16 protein-coding genes are annotated in these 16,704 nt (G+C 67.5%); 9 read left to right on the top strand and 7 right to left on the bottom strand.

The window, feature by feature from the left end; translation table 11 throughout:
• Positions 1-100: 100 nt before the first annotated feature.
• Together OC184_RS04370 and OC184_RS04365 are read left to right on the top strand one after the other, a co-directional pair.
• Positions 101-1,027: an ABC transporter ATP-binding protein gene (locus OC184_RS04370; RefSeq protein WP_265505975.1), complete on the top strand. Its 927-nt coding sequence runs from the start codon at positions 101-103 to the stop codon at positions 1,025-1,027.
• A gap of 5 nt (positions 1,028-1,032) precedes the next feature.
• Positions 1,033-1,794 (top strand): ABC transporter permease, encoded by a 762-nt coding sequence (locus OC184_RS04365; RefSeq protein WP_378926174.1) that lies wholly within the window; start codon positions 1,033-1,035, stop codon positions 1,792-1,794.
• 4 nt (positions 1,795-1,798) lie between these two features.
• Here OC184_RS04365 and OC184_RS04360 read toward each other — a convergent pair whose 3' ends face one another.
• The gene (locus OC184_RS04360) at positions 1,799-2,260 is read right to left on the bottom strand and encodes a hypothetical protein (protein WP_265505973.1); all 462 of its coding nucleotides are present in this window, start codon (positions 2,258-2,260) and stop codon (positions 1,799-1,801) included.
• A 248-nt stretch (positions 2,261-2,508) separates the two neighbouring features.
• Here OC184_RS04360 and rimO point away from each other — a divergent pair, with 248 nt between their 5' ends.
• From rimO to ettA, 3 genes are read left to right on the top strand one after another with little or no spacing between them, the layout of a single operon-like run.
• Positions 2,509-3,876, top strand: coding sequence for a 30S ribosomal protein S12 methylthiotransferase RimO (gene rimO, locus OC184_RS04355; protein ID WP_265505972.1), 1,368 nt, complete (start codon positions 2,509-2,511; stop codon positions 3,874-3,876).
• Positions 3,836-4,765: a sulfotransferase family protein gene (locus OC184_RS04350; protein ID WP_265505971.1), complete on the top strand. Its 930-nt coding sequence runs from the start codon at positions 3,836-3,838 to the stop codon at positions 4,763-4,765. Before rimO ends, OC184_RS04350 begins: the two co-directional genes overlap by 41 nt.
• A 54-nt stretch (positions 4,766-4,819) precedes the next feature.
• Positions 4,820-6,475 carry an energy-dependent translational throttle protein EttA gene (ettA, locus tag OC184_RS04345; RefSeq protein ID WP_265505970.1) on the top strand — a complete coding sequence of 552 codons (1,656 nt, stop codon included), beginning with the start codon at positions 4,820-4,822 and terminating at the stop codon, positions 6,473-6,475.
• A gap of 36 nt (positions 6,476-6,511) precedes the next feature.
• Here ettA and OC184_RS04340 read toward each other — a convergent pair whose 3' ends face one another.
• Both OC184_RS04340 and OC184_RS04335 read right to left on the bottom strand, forming a co-directional pair.
• Complete coding sequence (locus OC184_RS04340; protein WP_265505969.1) at positions 6,512-6,679, bottom strand: hypothetical protein; 168 nt, start codon at positions 6,677-6,679, stop codon at positions 6,512-6,514.
• Between the two features lie 59 nt (positions 6,680-6,738).
• A complete protein-coding gene (locus OC184_RS04335) occupies positions 6,739-7,065 on the bottom strand; it encodes an HNH endonuclease family protein (RefSeq protein WP_265505968.1) in 327 nt (108 codons plus the stop codon).
• A 56-nt stretch (positions 7,066-7,121) separates the two neighbouring features.
• Here OC184_RS04335 and OC184_RS04330 point away from each other — a divergent pair, with 56 nt between their 5' ends.
• Complete coding sequence (locus OC184_RS04330) at positions 7,122-7,739, top strand: DsbA family protein (RefSeq protein WP_265505967.1); 618 nt, start codon at positions 7,122-7,124, stop codon at positions 7,737-7,739.
• Here the strand turns inward: OC184_RS04330 and zapE are convergent.
• A complete protein-coding gene (gene zapE, locus OC184_RS04325; RefSeq protein ID WP_265505966.1) occupies positions 7,736-8,833 on the bottom strand; it encodes a cell division protein ZapE in 1,098 nt (365 codons plus the stop codon). The two genes, OC184_RS04330 and zapE, sit on opposite strands and share 4 nt — an antisense overlap.
• A 118-nt stretch (positions 8,834-8,951) precedes the next feature.
• Between zapE and OC184_RS04320 the strand changes: the two genes are divergently transcribed.
• Together OC184_RS04320 and OC184_RS04315 are read left to right on the top strand one after the other, a co-directional pair.
• Entirely contained in the window at positions 8,952-9,578 is a 627-nt protein-coding gene (locus tag OC184_RS04320; protein WP_265505965.1) for a 5'-methylthioadenosine/S-adenosylhomocysteine nucleosidase, read from the top strand.
• An 81-nt stretch (positions 9,579-9,659) separates the two neighbouring features.
• Entirely contained in the window at positions 9,660-11,459 is a 1,800-nt protein-coding gene (locus tag OC184_RS04315; RefSeq protein WP_265505964.1) for an ABC transporter transmembrane domain-containing protein, read from the top strand.
• 5 nt (positions 11,460-11,464) lie between these two features.
• On the opposite strand, the gene OC184_RS04310 is transcribed toward OC184_RS04315, so the two are convergent.
• Entirely contained in the window at positions 11,465-12,028 is a 564-nt protein-coding gene (locus OC184_RS04310; RefSeq protein ID WP_265505963.1) for a CAP domain-containing protein, read from the bottom strand.
• Between the two features lie 241 nt (positions 12,029-12,269).
• On the opposite strand from OC184_RS04310, the gene OC184_RS04305 reads away from it, so the two are divergent.
• A complete protein-coding gene (locus tag OC184_RS04305) occupies positions 12,270-14,153 on the top strand; it encodes an acyl-CoA synthetase (protein ID WP_265505962.1) in 1,884 nt (627 codons plus the stop codon).
• A 296-nt stretch (positions 14,154-14,449) separates the two neighbouring features.
• Here the strand turns inward: OC184_RS04305 and OC184_RS04300 are convergent, their stop codons facing one another.
• Both OC184_RS04300 and accD read right to left on the bottom strand, forming a co-directional pair.
• Positions 14,450-15,718: a bifunctional folylpolyglutamate synthase/dihydrofolate synthase gene (locus OC184_RS04300; RefSeq protein WP_265505961.1), complete on the bottom strand. Its 1,269-nt coding sequence runs from the start codon at positions 15,716-15,718 to the stop codon at positions 14,450-14,452.
• Positions 15,719-15,774: 56 nt separating this feature from the next.
• Entirely contained in the window at positions 15,775-16,704 is a 930-nt protein-coding gene (gene accD, locus OC184_RS04295) for an acetyl-CoA carboxylase, carboxyltransferase subunit beta (protein ID WP_265505960.1), read from the bottom strand.

Here is a 16,704-nt window from a genome sequence, read left to right as displayed (position 1 = left end):
CTGCGGCCGGGCGGGATCACGGCTCTGGCATTCGCGGGGGCGGATGCCTATCTGCCAGTCCGGGCGCTGGCGGCCCCCATCACCAAGAACCGGAGGGCGCATGGGCGCGATCATCGAAATCGACCACCTGTCGAAACAATATGGCAGCGGCACCAAGGCCCTGGACGATGTCAGCCTGACCATCGACGAGGGCGAGATCATCGCCCTTCTGGGACCGAACGGGGCCGGCAAGACGACGATGATCTCGATCATCTGCGGGCTGGTGGTCCCGACCGGCGGCACGGTCCGCGTGGGCGGCCACGACATCCGCACCGACTGGCGCGCGGCGCGCAAGCTGATCGGCCTTGTCCCGCAGGAGATCGCGCTCGAACCCTTCGAGAAGGTGATCAACTGCGTCCGCTTCACGCGCGGCCTTTACGGCATGCCGCCGGACGACGCCTATATCGAACGCATCCTGCGGGCGCTGGCGCTGTGGGACAAGCGTGACGCCGCGACGCGAGAGCTGTCCGGCGGCATGAAGCGCCGCGTCCTGATCGCCAAGGCGCTGTCGCACCAGCCCAAGGTGCTGTTCCTGGACGAGCCCACCGCCGGGGTCGACGTCGCTCTGCGCCGCGAGATGTGGCAGGTCGTGGGCGACCTGCGCCGCGAGGGCGTGACCATCATCCTGACCACCCATTACCTGGAAGAAGCCGAGGAGATGGCCGACCGCGTCGGCGTCATCGCCAAGGGCCAGCTGCTGCTGGTCCGCCCGACGGCCGAGCTGATGGGGGAATTTGGCAAGAAGACCCTGAACATCGAACTCGACGCGCCGCTGGAGGCGATCCCCGATGACCTGGCCGATCGCGGCGTGGTGCTGACCGACGGCCGCCACCTGCGCTATGACTATGACACGCGGGCCGAACGCACCGGAATCGCCCGGCTGCTGGGCGACCTGGCGTCGCGCGGGATCACCGTGCGCGATGTGTCCACCCGGCAGTCCAGCCTGGAAGAGGTCTTCCTGTCCCTCGTGTCGGAGGACGCGGCATGAACGCGCTGAACTGGCACGGCATCTGGGCCATCTTCCACCACGAGATGACCCGCTTCTTCCGCACCATCTGGCAGTCGCTGGCCTCGCCCGTGCTGTCGACGGTGCTTTACTTCGTTGTCTTCGGCGCGGCCATCGGCGGGCGCATCCAGTCGGTCGAGGGCGTGGAATACGGTGCCTTCATCGTGCCCGGCCTGATGATGCTGACGGTGCTGCAGCAGGCCGTCAGCAACGCCAGCTTCGGGATCTATTTTCCCAAGTTCAGCGGCACGATCTTCGAATACCTCGTGTCCCCAGTGGGCTGGATCGAGGTCACCCTGGGCTTCGTCGGCGCGGCCGCCGTCAAGGCGATCATGATCGCGCTGGTGATCCTTGTGACCAGCTTCGCCTTCGTGGGGGTCCACATCCTGCACCCGTTCTGGATGCTGGCCTTCCTGATCCTGTCGTCACTGGGCTTCAGCCTTCTGGGCTTCATCATCGGGCTGTGGGCCAAGTCCTTCGAGCAACTGCAGATCGTGCCGATGATGGTCATCATGCCGCTTGTCTTCCTGGGCGGCGCCTTCTATTCGGCCAGCATGCTGCCGCCCTTCTGGGAGGGCGTGGCCAAGCTGAACCCGGTCCTTTATCTGATCTCGGGGTTCCGGTGGGCGTTCTTCGGGCTGGCCGACGTGCCGGTGGGGACGTCGCTGTTTGCCGTGGCGCTGATGGTCGTCGTCTGCATGGCGGTTATCCGCTGGATCTTCGCCACCGGCTGGCGGCTGCGCGAATGACCCCTCAGGGCTTGATGCTGTCGCAGATGCGCGCCTGCGGATCCATCCTGACATAGTCGCGGGCGCTGACGATCTGCATCTCCATCGAGCGGTTCCAGCCGCCGAACCAGCGGTCGCGGATGCCCGCGCGATAGAAGTTGCCCATGATCTGGTCGACATAGGGCGGGATGATCTGCGTGTTCGGGATGCGCGGTGCATGGAACCCGATCCGGGCATGCGGGCCAAGGCAGGCATTGGGCATCGTCGTCAGGATGGTGCAGGCCGACCGGCAATAGCCACGGATCCGCACCTGCCGCCCCGACCGCGCCAGGTCGGCCCGCGTCTGCACCATCTGCAGAACGTTACCGCCCCGGTTGTTCCAGACGTCGATGAAGGGTCCCGCCCGGCGGATGCCTTCCTGCGAGAGTGCGGGCGTCGCCGCGGCCAGCGCGGCGATCAGGATCAGGGAGAGGCGGTTCATGTTCATGTCGCCAACCTTTCCGGAAACAGGACAGAGGTGAAATCACGATCCGGCGACAGCACACCGCGGCTGGCCTGGCTGAACCCGGCGGCCGCCGGCAGAGTTGTCTTTCGCTCTAGGAAGGAGATAGAAGATGTACAGGCTGTTCAAGTGGTTCGCGATCTTCAAGTTGCTGCGCCGGTTCTTCAGGCGCCGCTGACGGACCCGCGCTGTTGCATCTTTTCCCGCGCAGGCGAATCGCTTATGTGCGGCGGATGCAGCAGAACCCGCCAGACCTTCGTCCAGACCTTGCCCGTGCGCGCATCCCCGATGAGCGCCGCGACGGCCAGCCGACCATCGGCATGGTGTCCCTGGGTTGCCCCAAGGCGCTGGTCGACAGCGAACGCATCCTGGCCCGGCTGCGGGCCGAGGGTTATGCGATCAGCGCCGACTATCACGGCGCGGACGCGGTGGTCGTCAACACCTGCGGCTTTCTGGACAGCGCCAAGGCCGAAAGCCTGGATGCCATCGGAGAGGCGCTGCGCGAGAACGGCCGTGTGATCGTCACCGGCTGCCTGGGGGCCGAGCCCGACTATATCACCGGCGCGCATCCCAAGGTGCTGGCCGTGACGGGCCCGCATCAATACGAACAGGTTCTGGACGCGGTGCACGGTGCGGTGCCGCCGAAGCCCGATCCCTTCATCGACCTGCTTCCGGCATCCGGCGTCAGCCTGACGCCGCGGCACTACAGCTATCTGAAGATCTCAGAAGGCTGCAATCACAAGTGCAAGTTCTGCATCATTCCCGACATGCGCGGCCGCCTGGTCAGCCGCCCGGCCCATGCCGTCGTGCGCGAGGCCGAGAAGCTGGTCGAGGCCGGGGTGCGCGAACTGCTTGTCATCAGCCAGGACACCAGCGCCTATGGCCTGGACCGCAGGCACGAGACCGAGCGCGGCCACCGCGCCCATATCACCGACCTCGCGCGTGATTTGGGCAGCCTGGGCGCCTGGGTGCGGCTGCATTACGTCTATCCCTATCCGCATGTGCGCGACCTGATCCCGCTGATGGCGGATGGGCTGGTGCTGCCCTACATGGACATCCCGTTCCAGCACGCCCACCCGGACGTTCTGAAGCGAATGGCCCGTCCCGCCGCCGCCGCGAAGATGCTGGACGAGATCGCCGCCTGGCGCGCGATCTGCCCCGAGATCACCCTGCGCTCGACCTTCATCGTCGGCTATCCGGGCGAAACCGAGGCCGAGTTCCAGACCCTTCTGGACTGGCTGGACGAGGCTCAGCTGGATCGCGTCGGCGCTTTCCAGTACGAGAACGTCAAGGGCGCCCGCGCCAACGATCTGCCTGACCATGTGCCACCCGAGGTCAAGCAGGAGCGTTTCGAACGCTTCATGGAAAAGGCGCAGGCGATCAGCGCCGCCAAGCTGGAGGCCAAGGTCGGCACGCGGGTCGAGGTGATCGTGGACGAGGTCGACCAGGGTGGCGCCACCTGCCGGACCAAGGCCGATGCCCCCGAAATCGACGGCAACCTGTTCATCGACGAGGGGTTTGACGGCCTCAAGTCCGGCGATATCCTGACGGTGACGGTGGATGAGGCGGGTGACTATGATCTCTGGGGACGACGCGACTGATCAGCTGGCGCGGCTGGTGACCACGCTGGCCATCAGCCCGGCCTTCGACCCCGAGGGCCAGCCGCGAAAGCCCGGCGCGCTCTGCATCGGGGCGCAGAAGGCGGGGACCAGCTGGCTGGCGCAGATGCTGGGCCAGCACCCGCAGGTCTGGATCCCGCCGTTCAAGGAGGTCCAATATTTCAACCACCAGCATATTCCCGGCCACCGCCGCTGGATCGCATGGCATTACCGCAACAAGCCGCAGGAGATCCGCGACCGCCACAAGATGCGTCAGGTCCCGCTGGAGCCTGCACTGGACGCCTATCTGACCGCCATCACCAGCGGCAAGATGTTCCACAACCAGTGGTACAAGCGCGTCTTCGCGCCGGCGCCCGCCCATGCCATTCCGATGGACTTCACGCCGGAGTATTCGGCTCTGCCCGACGAAGGGGTGCAGGCGGTCCGCGACCTGCTGCCCAAGGCGCGGGTCATCTACCTGGTCCGCCACCCGGTCGATCGCGCAATATCGCAGCTGCGCATGAACCTGCGCCGCGAAAAGCGCACGCCGCTGACGCTGGACGACTGGCTGGCCGAGGTGGCGAACCCGGTCCTGGACGAACGCGGCGACTATGCCGCCTATCTGCCACGCTGGCTGGCGCGCTATCCCGACATGCTGGTGATCCCCTTCGGGCGCATCGAGGCGGCTCCGCACCGGGTGATGGACGCGGTCGAGGCGCATCTGGGCATCGGGCCGGGGCTTTACGGCAACCTGACGCAGAAGGTCTTTGCCAATGCGCCGGGCCTGATGCCGCCGCTTGAGGCCGTCGCCGCGCTTGAGGCGCGGCTGGCCCCGCAGGTCGAGGCGCTTCGCGACCTGCTTGGCGGCGATTTCGTGGCCGAGATCCGCTGACCTTCCATCGGCCCGCCCGATCGCCTACAAGGCAGCAAATTACAGGAGAGTCCGATGGCGTCCTATCAGTTCGTCTACCACATGGACGGCGTGTCCAAGACCTATCCCGGCGGCAAGAAGGTCTTCGAGAACATCCGTCTGAACTTCCTTCCCGGCGTCAAGATCGGCGTCGTCGGCGTCAACGGCGCTGGTAAATCCACCCTGCTGCGCGTCATGGCGGGCTGGGACAAGGACTTCACCGGCGAAGCCTGGGCCGCCAAGGGCGCGACCGTGGGCTATCTGCCGCAGGAACCGCAGCTGGACGAATCCCTCGACGTGCGCGGCAACGTGATGCTGGGTGTGGCGGCCAAGCAGGCCAAGCTCGACCGCTATAACGAACTGGCGATGAACTACTCGGACGAGACCGCCGAGGAGATGGCCGCGCTCCAGGACCAGATCGACGCGGAGAACCTGTGGGATCTGGACAGCCAGATCGACGTCGCGATGGAGGCCCTGCGCTGCCCGCCCGACGATGCGGACGTGACCACGCTTTCGGGCGGCGAACGCCGCCGCGTGGCGCTGTGCAAGCTGCTGCTCGAGGCGCCGGACATGCTGCTGCTGGACGAACCGACGAACCACCTGGACGCGGAAACCATCGCCTGGCTGCAAAAGCACCTGATCGAATACCAGGGCACGATCCTGTGTGTCACGCACGACCGATATTTCCTGGACGACATCACCAGCTGGATCCTGGAACTGGATCGCGGTCGCGGCATCCCCTATGAGGGCAACTATTCGGCTTGGCTGGAACAGAAGGCCAAGCGGCTGGAGCAGGAGGCCCGCGAGGACAAGTCCAAGCAGAAGGTGCTGGAGCGCGAACTGGAATGGATCCGCGCCGGCGCCAAGGCGCGCCAGGCAAAATCCAAGGCCCGGATCAGCGCCTATAACGAGCTGGCCAACCAGTCCGAGCGCGAGAAGCTGTCGCGCGCCCAGATCATCATCCCGAACGGCGAACGCCTTGGGAACAAGGTGATCGAGGTCACGGGCCTGAAGAAGGCGATGGGCGACAAGCTGCTGATCGAGGGGCTGGACTTTGCCCTGCCGCCCGGCGGCATCGTCGGCGTGATCGGCCCGAACGGCGCCGGCAAGTCGACCCTGTTCCGCATGCTGACCGGCAACGAGCAGCCCGACGAGGGCGAGATCAGCTATGGCGACACGGTGCACCTGTCCTTCGTCGACCAGTCGCGCGACGCCCTGTCGGACACCAACACCGTGTGGGAGGAAATCAGCGGCGGGGCCGAGCAGATCGTGCTGGGCGACGCGCAGATGAACAGCCGCGCCTACTGCAGCGCCTTCAACTTCAAGGGCGGCGACCAGCAGAAGAAGGTCGGACAGCTATCGGGCGGCGAACGCAACCGCGTCCACATGGCCAAGCTGCTCAAGTCGGGCGGCAACGTCCTGCTGCTGGACGAGCCGACCAACGACCTTGACGTGGAAACCCTGCAGGCGCTGGAAGCCGCGCTGGAAGACTTCGCGGGCTGCGCGGTCATCATCAGCCACGACCGCTTCTTCCTCGACCGGCTGTGCACGCACATCTTGGCCTTCGAGGGCGATGCCCATGTCGAGTGGTTCGAGGGCAACTTCGAGGCCTATGAGGAAGACAAGATCCGTCGTCTGGGCCCCGACTCGGTCGAACCCAAGCGTGTGAAGTACAAGAAGTTCACGCGTTGACCATTAGGGGCGTCGCAATCGCGGCGCCCTTTTTCGTCAGGACATCACGTGCTTGTCGCGACCGCAGGACGTGCGGCGCACAGGCACCGTCTGCTCCAGCGGGGCGGTCTGCGCCTCGTCGGGGGCAGGGGCGGGCGCCGTCTGCGCCATTGCGGCGGGGGCGGTCAGGCAGACCAGGGCGGCGGTCAGGATCGTGCGGGTCATGGCAGGCTCCTTCTGGTTGAAGGACCAGCATGCGCCCGAATCACCTGATCGCAAAGGTTTCAGCGCACCTTGGCGGTGAAACCGGGCGGACGCTTGGCCACCCATGCCCAGAACCGCGCCAGGTCCGGTTGCGCACGCAGCGCCTCGACCGTGTTGAAGCTGCGCGCCAGTTCGCCCTCGCGCAGGGTCTTGTGGATCGTCTTGTGGCAGATGTGGTGCAGCAGGACGGTTTCGCCCCCCTTGCCGCCCTTCAGCTTGGGGATCAGGTGATGGCGGCTCTGCGGGACGTCCGGCGGGATCGGCCGCAGGCACAGCGGGCAGACCGGCTCCGCCGCCTCGGCTGACGGCATCGTGACGTCCCTGTCCCGCCGTCGCGGTTTACCCATCGTGCCACCTCGCGTTAGCTGACCATGTGACCTCAGCCGCCGCAAAAGGACAAGCCATGCCGACCCGCCGTCTTCTTCTGGCATCCGCCGGCGCCTTCGCCGCCCTTCCCGCGCTGGCGCAGGAGCGCTCGAACCCCATGCCCGAGGAACTGCGCGACGCGCTGGAGCGTGACCCGACCGCGCCCGTCCTGGGCAACCCCGACGGCAACATCACCCTGACCGAATTCTTCGACTATAACTGCGGGTTCTGCCGCAAGATGCTGCCGGTGATGCAGCAGCTGGTCACCGGCGACCCGGATCTGCGCGTCGTCTATCGCGAATGGCCGGTCTTCGGGCCGGGGTCGGAATTCGCCGCCCGCGCATCGCTGGCCTCATTGCCAACCGGAAAATACTGGCAGTTCCACGCCGGGATGCTGGGCATGCGCGGCCGGGCCGAGGAGGCCAGCGTCATGCGCATCGCCCGCGACGTGGGCCTGGACGAGGCCGAGCTGCGCGAACGCATGGGGTCGGATGCGGTAACCAAGCACATCTCGACCAGCTTCCTTCTGGCCGATCACATGGGGCTGATGGGCACGCCCACCTTCATCTGCGGCGACGAGGCCGTCTTCGGCCAGATGACCCTGCAGGAGATTCGCGACCTGGTCGCCCGCGGCCGCCGCACCCTGGGGGTCTAGTCGCGCGTCCCCCAGGCCCCATCCTGCATTTCCCGAAGGCGGCTGGCTGTGCGTTCGAATTCGAAGCTGCCTTCGCCCTCGTTGTAAAGCTGCTCGGGCTCATCGGCGGCGCTGGCGATCAGGCGGACATGCGCCTCGTAGAGCGCATCGATCAGCGTGACGAAGCGCTTGGCCTCATTGTAGTTCGAGGCCGAGAGGCGCGGCACCCCGTCGATCATCAGCACGTCCAGCGCATCCGCCACCGCCAGATAGTCCGCCGGACCCAGGGGACGACCGCACAGGTCCCAGAAGCTGGACCGCGCCACGCGGCCCGAACAGGCGGCCAGTTCCACCTGGCGGCCCTTGACCTCGATCCGGCAGGGCTCGGGGGCGGCACTGCCGGTAAGGTCCGCCCAGATCGCGTCGATGGCGGCCTTGGCATCCGCATTGGCGGGCGTGAACCAGACCTGGCCACCGGCCGCGCGGTTCTGGCGATAGTCGGTCTGGCTGTCCAGGCACACCACCTCCATCCGCTGGCGGATCAGGTCGATGAAGGGCAGGAACAGCTGCCGGTTCAGGCCATGCTTGTAGAGATCCTCGGGCACCCGGTTCGACGTGGTGACCACCACGACGCCCTGGTCGAACAGCACCTGGAACAGCCGCCCCACGATCATCGCGTCGGCGATGTCGGTGATCTGCATCTCATCGAAGCACAGCAGCCGGGTCTCTCGGGCGACGGCCTCGGCCACGGGGCGGACGGTGTCCTGTTCGCCGCGCTTGCGCGCTGCCTCCAGGCCGGCCTGGATGTCCTGCATGAAGGCGTGGAAATGCACGCGCCGGCAGGAGATGTCGCCGGCCGCCTCGGCCATCAGGTCCATCAGCATCGACTTGCCGCGGCCAACCCCGCCCCACAGATAGAGGCCCCGTGCACCCGGCGGGGATTGCGGATTCCCCACGCCCAGGAATGCCCGCCACGCCGACCGCTTGGGCGCGGGCGTCGAAGCCATCTCGTCCAGCACCCGGTCCATCTGCGGCAGCACGGCCTCTTGCGCGGGATCGGGGCGCAGCTTGCCCGCCGCCACGCGTTGCCGGTAAAGATCGCTGACCTTGCCCATCGCTGCCCCCGTAATCGACCGTCGACCCCTGCCACAGGCGCGCGCATGGCCGCAAGGGCGCATTGCGCTTGACCGCCCGCAGGTCCCGTGCCACCCCATCCCAAACCCCGAGGTGACGATGCCCCAGCCCGACCTGATCGCCGGTGTGCCGGTCCTGTTCGTGATGGCCGCAAGGCCGGAATACGGACCCGCCCTGCAGGCGCGCATCGACCCGCTGATCACCGGCATCGGTCCGGTCGAGGGTGCTGTCCGCCTGACCGCCGCCCTGTCGCGCATGGACCCGCTGCCGCGGCTGATCGTGTCGCTGGGGTCGGCGGGGTCGGCGCGGCTGGTCCAGACCGAGATCTATCAGGTGGGCGCCGTCGGCTATCGCGACATGGACGCCTCCCCTCTGGGATTTGCGGTGGGGTGCACGCCGCTTCTGGACCTGCCGCGGATGATCGACCTGCCGCACCGCATCCCCGGCCTGCCGGTGGCGAACCTCTCGACCGGCGCGAACATCGTCAGCGGCGCGGCCTATCAGCGGATCGAGGAGGACATGGTCGACATGGAAACCTTCGCCCACCTGCGCGCCGCGCAGCTGTTCGACGTGCCGCTGATCGGGCTGCGCGGCATCTCGGACGGGGTGGCCGAGCTGCGGGAGCTGACCGACTGGACCCAGTACCTGCACATCATCGACGAAAAGCTGGCGCAGGCGGTGGACCTTCTGCAGGACGCGCTGGCCGACGGGTCCGTTCAGCCATAGGTCCCCCGCGACAGGCCGTGCGCTTGTCCTTGCGCCGCCTGCGGCCTAAACCAAGGCCGCAAGAACAGCGGACGGACGGCAATGGCACGCGGCAATCGGATCATCGAAGACAGGCCCACCAGCCGTCGCGTGGGGGCCCTCGGGGCGCTCTGGCCGTTCGTGCGGCCTTATCGGGGGCAGGTGGTGCTGGCGCTGCTGGCGTTGGTCGGCACCTCGGCGATCAGCCTGATCCTGCCGCTGGCGGTGCGCCGCGTGGTCGATAACTTCGATGACGGCGCGGGGCTGCTGGACCGCTATTTCGGCGCCGCGCTGGTTATCGTGGCGCTTCTGGCCCTGGGAACGGCGGCGCGATACTTCTTCGTCACGCGCCTGGGCGAACGTGTCGTGGCCGACATCCGCAAGGCGGTCTACGCCCGCGTCATCACCCTGTCTCCGGCCTTCTTCGAGCGTGTGATGACCGGAGAGATCCTGTCGCGCATCACCACCGACACGACGCTGATCCAGTCGGTCGTGGGGTCGTCCCTGTCGATCGCGCTGCGCAACCTGCTGATCCTGGTGGGCGGCATGGCGCTGCTGGCCTGGACCTCGGTCAAGCTGACGGGGCTGGTGCTGCTGATCGTGCCCGCCATCCTGGTGCCGATCATCGTGCTGGGCCGCCGCCTGCGCGGGCTGTCGCGCCAGAACCAGGACTGGATCGCGCAATCGTCGGGCACGGCATCGGAAACGCTGCTGGCCGCGCAGACGGTCCAGGCCTATACCGCCGAGGCGCGCAGCATCGACCGCTTCGACGACGTGACGGAACGGTCCTATCTGGTCGCGATGACCCGCATCGGCACGCGGGCGGTGATGACCGCCATCGTGATCTTCCTGATCTTTGCCGGCGTAATCGGCGTCTTGTGGATCGGCGCGCGCGATGTGCGCGAGGGCGCGATGACCGCGGGCCAGTTGGTGCAGTTCGTCATCTATGCGATCTTGGTTGCCGGTGGAGCAGGGGCGCTGTCCGAGATCTGGGGCGAGCTGCAGCGCGCCGCGGGTGCCACCGAACGCTTGGCCGAGTTGCTGTCGGCCGAAGATGCGCTGACCGATCCGGCCCATCCGCGCGACCTGCCGCAGCCGGTGCGCGGCCAGATCGGGTTCGAGGGCGTCAGCTTCCGCTTCCCCTCGCGGCCGGACAGCCCGGCGCTGCACGGGGTCGACCTGACCATCCGGCCTGGTGAGACGGTGGCGCTTGTCGGCCCGTCGGGGGCAGGCAAGACGACGGTGATCCAGCTGATCCAGCGGTTCTGGGACCCGCAGTCGGGCCGGGTGACGCTGGACGGGATCGACCTGCGCGACCTGGCGCGCGTCGACCTGCGCAGCCGGATCGCCCTGGTGCCGCAGGACCCGGTGATCTTCGCCGCCTCGGCCGCCGACAACATCCGCCTCGGCCGCCCCGAGGCCAGCGACGCCGAGGTTCAGGCCGCCGCACGCGCGGCCCATGCGCATGACTTCATCGCCGCGCTGCCGGACGGTTACGGGACGGCGCTTGGCGAGCGCGGTGTGATGCTGTCTGGCGGGCAGCGCCAGCGCGTGGCCATCGCCCGCGCCATCCTGCGCGACGCGCCGATCCTGCTGCTGGACGAGGCGACCAGCGCCCTGGACGCCGAATCCGAAGGCTTGGTGCAGGCCGCGGTTGGCCGTCTGGCCGAAGGGCGGACGACGATCATCGTCGCCCACCGCCTGGCGACGGTGAAGAAGGCCGACCGGATCATCGTTCTGGATCAGGGGCGGATCGTGGCGCAGGGCAGCCACGAGGCGCTGGTGGCGGAAGGCGGTCTATATGCCCGCCTGGCGCGGATGCAGTTCACCGACGGTCCGCAGGTGGTTGAACTGGCCGATTGACCGGCCTAGCGGCGTACCGGCCCCTGTCGCGGCGCCGCATAGACGGCCGACCAATAGACGGTGCGCCCGTCGGCGCCGACGGCCCGGCCGATGCCGAAATCGCGCACCTGGGGCAGCAGGATGTTGGTCCGGTGCCCTTGGGACGCGTTCCATTCCTGCAGCACGCGGGGCAGGGCATAAGGTCCGGCGGCGATGTTTTCGGCCGTGACCGAGGGCGCATAGCCCGCCGCGCGCACCCGCGCCGCCGGCCCGGTCGTCGTGCTGCCGATATGGGTCATGCGCCCGCGCCGGGCCATGTCGCAAGCATGTGCGGCCGCCACCTGCGCCAAGACCGGCCGCGCCGTCACCGCAGGAAGCCCCGCGCTGCTGCGGGCGCGGTTCGTCGCCGCAGCGCCTGCCGCGTTGTCGGAGGCGCTGGTAGCGGTGCAGGTCGCCTCGCCCGGTTCGGCGATCTGGACGGCATAGGGATCGATCCCCAGGTCCCCGCCTTGCGTGGTGGCGCAGCCGGCCAAGACCAGCCCGCACAGCACAAGCATGCGCATCGGTCGTCCGTGCGGTGTGTCTGCCATCTGCCTTCTTCTTCCATGTCCGTTAAGGTTGCAGAGGTGGTCTACACAAACAACCTTAAGGATCGGTAGGCGATGTTGTCCAGTCTTTCGCATCTGGGCGGGTCGCCGCCAACCCCCACGCCGCCGGATGACGCGGCGTTCTTGCCGGGGTCCGGGGCACAGGGACTTGCCCACCGCGCCGCCTTCGGGACATCCTGCCGCGGCAGGGAGGGTCGTGCCAGCGGCCGCGAAGGAGGATCAGATGGCCAAGTTCAGCACCTTGGGGGACCGCGACAGGATCGAGAGCGAATGCGACTATCAGGCGCGCGACCTGCCCGTGACCATCTATGACTTTCTGGCGCGCACGGCCGAACGCCACCCGCAGCGGCCGGCGATCTCGTTCCAGCTGCTGTCGGGACCGCGCGCGCCCTCGACCACGCTCAGTTGGCAGGAGCTGCTCGAGCGGGTGACCGAGACCGCCAACCTGTTCCGCAGCCTGGGCGTGGGTCCCACGGACACCGTCGCCTATCTGCTGCCCAACACCGTGGAAACCCCGGTGGTGCTGCTGGCCGGCGCGACCGCCGGCATCGTGAACCCGATCAACCCGCTGCTGGACGCCCAGCAGATCGCCGGCATCCTGCGCGAGACCAGGGCCAAGGTCCTTGTGACGCTGCGGTCATTCCCCAAGACCGACGTGGCGCAGAAGGCGGCCGAAGCCGTCGCGCAGTCGCCCGACGTGACCCACGTGATCGAGGTCGACCTGAACCGCCATCTGCGCGGTCTCAAGCGCTGGATCGTGCCGCTGATCCGCCCGAGGGTGAAGACGCGCCACCACGCGAAGGTCCTGAACTTCGAGGCCGCCGCCAGCGGCTGCAAGCACACGCGGCTGGATTTCGACGACCCCGCGCAAGATCGCGTGGCGGCCTATTTCCACACCGGCGGCACGACCGGCACACCGAAGGTCGCGCAGCACAAGTATTCGGGCATGATCTACAACGGCTGGCTGGGCGGCACCTTGCTGTTCGACGAAACCGACGTGCTGATGTGCCCGCTGCCGATGTTTCATGTCTTCGCGGCCTATCCGGTGCTGATGTCCTGCATCGCATCCGGCGCGCATGTGGTCATGCCCACGCCCGCAGGCTATCGGGGCGAGGGTGTCTTCGACAATTTCTGGAAGCTGATCGAGCGCTGGCAGGCGACCTTCCTGATCACCGTGCCGACGGCCATCGCCGCGCTGATGCAGCGCCCGGTCGACGCCGACGTCAGCAGCCTCAAGACCGCCATTTCCGGATCGGCGCCCCTGCCGGTCGAGCTTTACAACCGCTTCAAGGCCGCAACCGGGGTCGAGATCGCTGAAGGCTATGGCCTGACCGAGGCGACCTGCTTGGTCAGCTGCAACCCGCTGGAGGGTCTGAAGAAGGTCGGCTCGGTCGGGATCCCGCTGCCTTACACGCAAGTGCGGATCCTGAACCACTCGGACAGCGGGCAGATCCACGAATGCGGTGTCGACGAGGTCGGAGAGATCTGCGTCGCCAATCCCGGCGTCTTTCCCGGCTCGACCTATACCGAGGCTGACAAGAACCACAAGCTGTTCGCCGAGGACCGCTATCTTCGCACCGGGGACCTGGGGCGCATTGATTCCGACGGGTATCTGTGGATCACCGGACGGGCCAAGGACCTGATCATCCGCGGTGGCCACAACATCGATCCGGCCGAGATCGAGGAGGGGCTGCTGTCCCACCCGTCGGTGTCCTTCGTGGGGGCCATCGGCCAGCCGGACGCCTTTGCGGGCGAGCTGCCCTGCGCCTATGTCGAGCTGGTCGAGGGGGCCTCAGTCGCGATCGAGGATCTGATGGCCCATGCCAAGGCCCATATCCACGAACGCGCGGCGGTCCCCAAGCATATCGAGATCCTGCCGGAGCTGCCCAAGACCGCCGTCGGCAAGATTTTCAAGCCCGCCTTGCGCAAGCTGGCGATCACCCGCGTCTATGACAAGGCGCTGTCCGGCACCGGCGCCAGGGTGGTGGCCGTCGAGGAGGACAGGAAGCGCGGTCTGGTGGCCCAGATCACGCGCGTGGACGATGAGGCCGAGGTCAGGCGGCGGCTGGGTCAGTTCACCTGCGCCTGGGACTGGGCGGCCGACTGACGCGGCGGGCCGATCACGCGACGCATAGCGGCCGGCGGACGATCAGGACCGGACCCTGACGTCCATATGGGTATTCCGATCTTTCGCCGAGGGTGGGAAGATCAGTGCAGATCGGCTGAAGTCGGGACCGGCGTCACATGCGGACCCGTGCAAGTCATGGGCCGGTGGTGCCCCAGCGTGAAACGTCCCGGCGCCCGGCGGCTGGTGGTGAGGTCACGTAGCTGGTCTGACTGGGTCGGAGTGATTGCGGGTCGATCTATCAGGCGATTGCGCCTGTAACGCTGGCCTGCCGCGTGTCAGCCGTTCTCGCGCAGGATGCGGCCCGCCAGATAGAGAGAGCCGCAGATCAGGATGCGGGCCTCGGGATCGTTGGCGGTGATCTTGCGGATGGCCTGGCTCGCGTCGGGTGCGGTGCCTGTGGGGATGCCGACCAGACCCGCGATCCGCGCGGTTTCCGCGGCGGGCAGCGTGTTCTCTTCGCCGGGGATGTCGATCGCGGTCAGGCTGGCCGCATGGGCTGCCAGCGGACGCAGATATCCGGCGATGTCCTTGGTGTTCAACATCCCACAGATCAGGTGGGTCGGGCGGGGGGGCAGGGCCGACAGCGTGGCTGCCAGAGCCTCTCCGCCTGCAGGGTTGTGGCCGCCGTCCAGCCACAGCTCGGCCCGGCCGGCCAAGTCGACCAGCGGACCACGGCGCAGGCGCTGCATGCGGGCCGGCCATTCGGCCTGGGTGACGGCCGCGCGGGCCTGCGCCTCGGTCGCGCCGAGGGCGCGCAGAGCGGCCAGCGCCGTGCCGGCATTCTGGATCTGGTGCGGCCCGATCAGGTTCGGCAGCGGCAGGTCCCACAGGCCGTGATCGTCCTGGAACACCATGCCGTCGCGGTCGGGCTGGATCATCCAGTGCTGCCCATAGGCGACGATCGGGGCCGTGAGGCCTTGGGCGCGCGTCTCGATCACGCGCAGGGCCTCGTCCTCTTGCGGGCCCACGATGACTGGGACGCGCGGCTTGATGATCCCCGCCTTTTCGCCGGCGATGAGGGGCAGCGTGTCGCCCAGATACTGGGTGTGGTCAATCGATACCGGCGTGATGACCGTCAGCCGCGGAGCGTCCACGACATTGGTCGCGTCCAAGCGGCCGCCAAGCCCGACCTCGAGCAGGGTATAGTCCGCAGGCACGCGAGAGAAGGCCAGGAAGGCAGCGGCGGTCGTGATCTCGAAGAAGGTGATCGGCTGGCCGTCATTCGCGGCCTCGCACTCCTCGAGCGTGGCGGCGAGGGTGTCTTCGCCGATCAGATCGCCCGCCAGCCGGATACGTTCATGGAAATGCGCCAGGTGCGGCGAGGTATAGGCGTGGACGCGCGCGCCGCCGGCCTGCAGTCCGGCGCGGATCATCGCTTGCGTGCTGCCCTTGCCGTTGGTGCCGGCGATGTGGATCACCGGCGGGATCGCGCGTTCGGGATGGCCGAGCGCGGCCAGGATGCGGTGCATCCGGTCCAGCGACAGGTCGATGACCTTGGGGTGCAGCGCCATCAGGCGCGCCAGGATCTGGTCGGATTGGCTCATGGATACCGCCGGGGGCCGGCCCCCGGACCCCCGGGGTATTGTGACAAAGAAGAAGGTTATTCCGCCGGCGCCGCCGCCTGCGGGGGCGGCGCGATGTCGGGCGTGGCGGGGGCCGGAAGGTCGGCGCGGGTGGGCGCGGGCAGGCCGCCCAGCATGCGCAGGATCGAGATCAAGTCGTCGCGCAGCTGCTTGCGGTGCGTCACGCGGTCCAGCATGCCATGTTCCAGCAGGTATTCGGCGCGCTGGAAGCCCTCGGGCAGTTTCTCGCGGATGGTCTGTTCGATGACGCGGGGTCCGGCGAAGCAGATCAGCGCGTTCGGTTCGGCGATCTGGATGTCGCCCAGCATGGCATAGCTGGCGGTGACGCCCCCGGTCGTGGGGTGGGTCAGGACGACGATATAGGGGATGCCGGCTTCCTTCAGCATCTCGACCGCAACGGTGGTGCGGGGCATCTGCATCAGCGACAGGATGCCTTCCTGCATGCGCGCACCACCGGCAGCGGAGAAGAGCACCAGCGGCTTGCCGGTTTCGACGGCGCGTTCGGCGGCGGCGACGATGGCGTTGCCGACATACATGCCCATCGACCCGGCCATGAAGCTGAAGTCCTGGCCGGCGGCGATGACGGGGGTGCGCCCGATCTCGCCCTCGGCGACCAGCATGGCCTCTTTTTCGCCGGTGGCTTTCTGCGCGGCCTTCATGCGGTCGGGGTATTTCTTCTGGTCGCGGAACTGCAGCGGGTCGGCGACCGGGTCGGGCACCTTCACCTCGAGGAAGGCGCCGCCGTCGAACAGCGCCGCGAAGCGGTCGCGTGGCGTGATCGCCATGTGGTGGTCGCAGTTGGTGCAGACGTTCAGGTTGTCCGACAGTTCGCGGTGAAACAACATCGTCCCGCATTCGGGGCACTTCGTCCACAGGTTCTCGGGCACCTCGCGGCGCGAGAACAGCGAGTTGATGCGCGGGCGGACGTAGTTCGTGATCCAGTTCAT

The organism is Paracoccus rhizosphaerae (assembly GCF_026162645.1).
Classification (GTDB): domain Bacteria; phylum Pseudomonadota; class Alphaproteobacteria; order Rhodobacterales; family Rhodobacteraceae; genus Paracoccus; species Paracoccus rhizosphaerae.
Note: the sequence above shows the minus strand (reverse complement) of the source record. Positions and strands in the feature narration are given on the sequence as shown.

Bases quoted from the DNA above. Each gene is read 5' to 3' on its own strand.
- OC184_RS04370 (WP_265505975.1), top strand. From the start codon at position 101: ATGGGCGCGATCATCGAAATCGACCACCTGTCGAAACAATATGGCAGC.
- OC184_RS04360 (WP_265505973.1), bottom strand. From the start codon at position 2,260: ATGAACATGAACCGCCTCTCCCTGATCCTGATCGCCGCGCTGGCCGCG.
- rimO (WP_265505972.1), top strand. From the start codon at position 2,509: ATGCAGCAGAACCCGCCAGACCTTCGTCCAGACCTTGCCCGTGCGCGC.
- OC184_RS04350 (WP_265505971.1), top strand. From the start codon at position 3,836: ATGAGGCGGGTGACTATGATCTCTGGGGACGACGCGACTGATCAGCTG.
- ettA (WP_265505970.1), top strand. From the start codon at position 4,820: ATGGCGTCCTATCAGTTCGTCTACCACATGGACGGCGTGTCCAAGACC.
- OC184_RS04340 (WP_265505969.1), bottom strand. From the start codon at position 6,679: ATGACCCGCACGATCCTGACCGCCGCCCTGGTCTGCCTGACCGCCCCC.
- OC184_RS04335 (WP_265505968.1), bottom strand. From the start codon at position 7,065: ATGGGTAAACCGCGACGGCGGGACAGGGACGTCACGATGCCGTCAGCC.
- OC184_RS04330 (WP_265505967.1), top strand. From the start codon at position 7,122: ATGCCGACCCGCCGTCTTCTTCTGGCATCCGCCGGCGCCTTCGCCGCC.
- zapE (WP_265505966.1), bottom strand. From the start codon at position 8,833: ATGGGCAAGGTCAGCGATCTTTACCGGCAACGCGTGGCGGCGGGCAAG.
- OC184_RS04320 (WP_265505965.1), top strand. From the start codon at position 8,952: ATGCCCCAGCCCGACCTGATCGCCGGTGTGCCGGTCCTGTTCGTGATG.
- OC184_RS04315 (WP_265505964.1), top strand. From the start codon at position 9,660: ATGGCACGCGGCAATCGGATCATCGAAGACAGGCCCACCAGCCGTCGC.
- OC184_RS04310 (WP_265505963.1), bottom strand. From the start codon at position 12,028: ATGGCAGACACACCGCACGGACGACCGATGCGCATGCTTGTGCTGTGC.
- OC184_RS04305 (WP_265505962.1), top strand. From the start codon at position 12,270: ATGGCCAAGTTCAGCACCTTGGGGGACCGCGACAGGATCGAGAGCGAA.
- OC184_RS04300 (WP_265505961.1), bottom strand. From the start codon at position 15,718: ATGAGCCAATCCGACCAGATCCTGGCGCGCCTGATGGCGCTGCACCCC.
- accD (WP_265505960.1), bottom strand. From the start codon at position 16,704: ATGAACTGGATCACGAACTACGTCCGCCCGCGCATCAACTCGCTGTTC.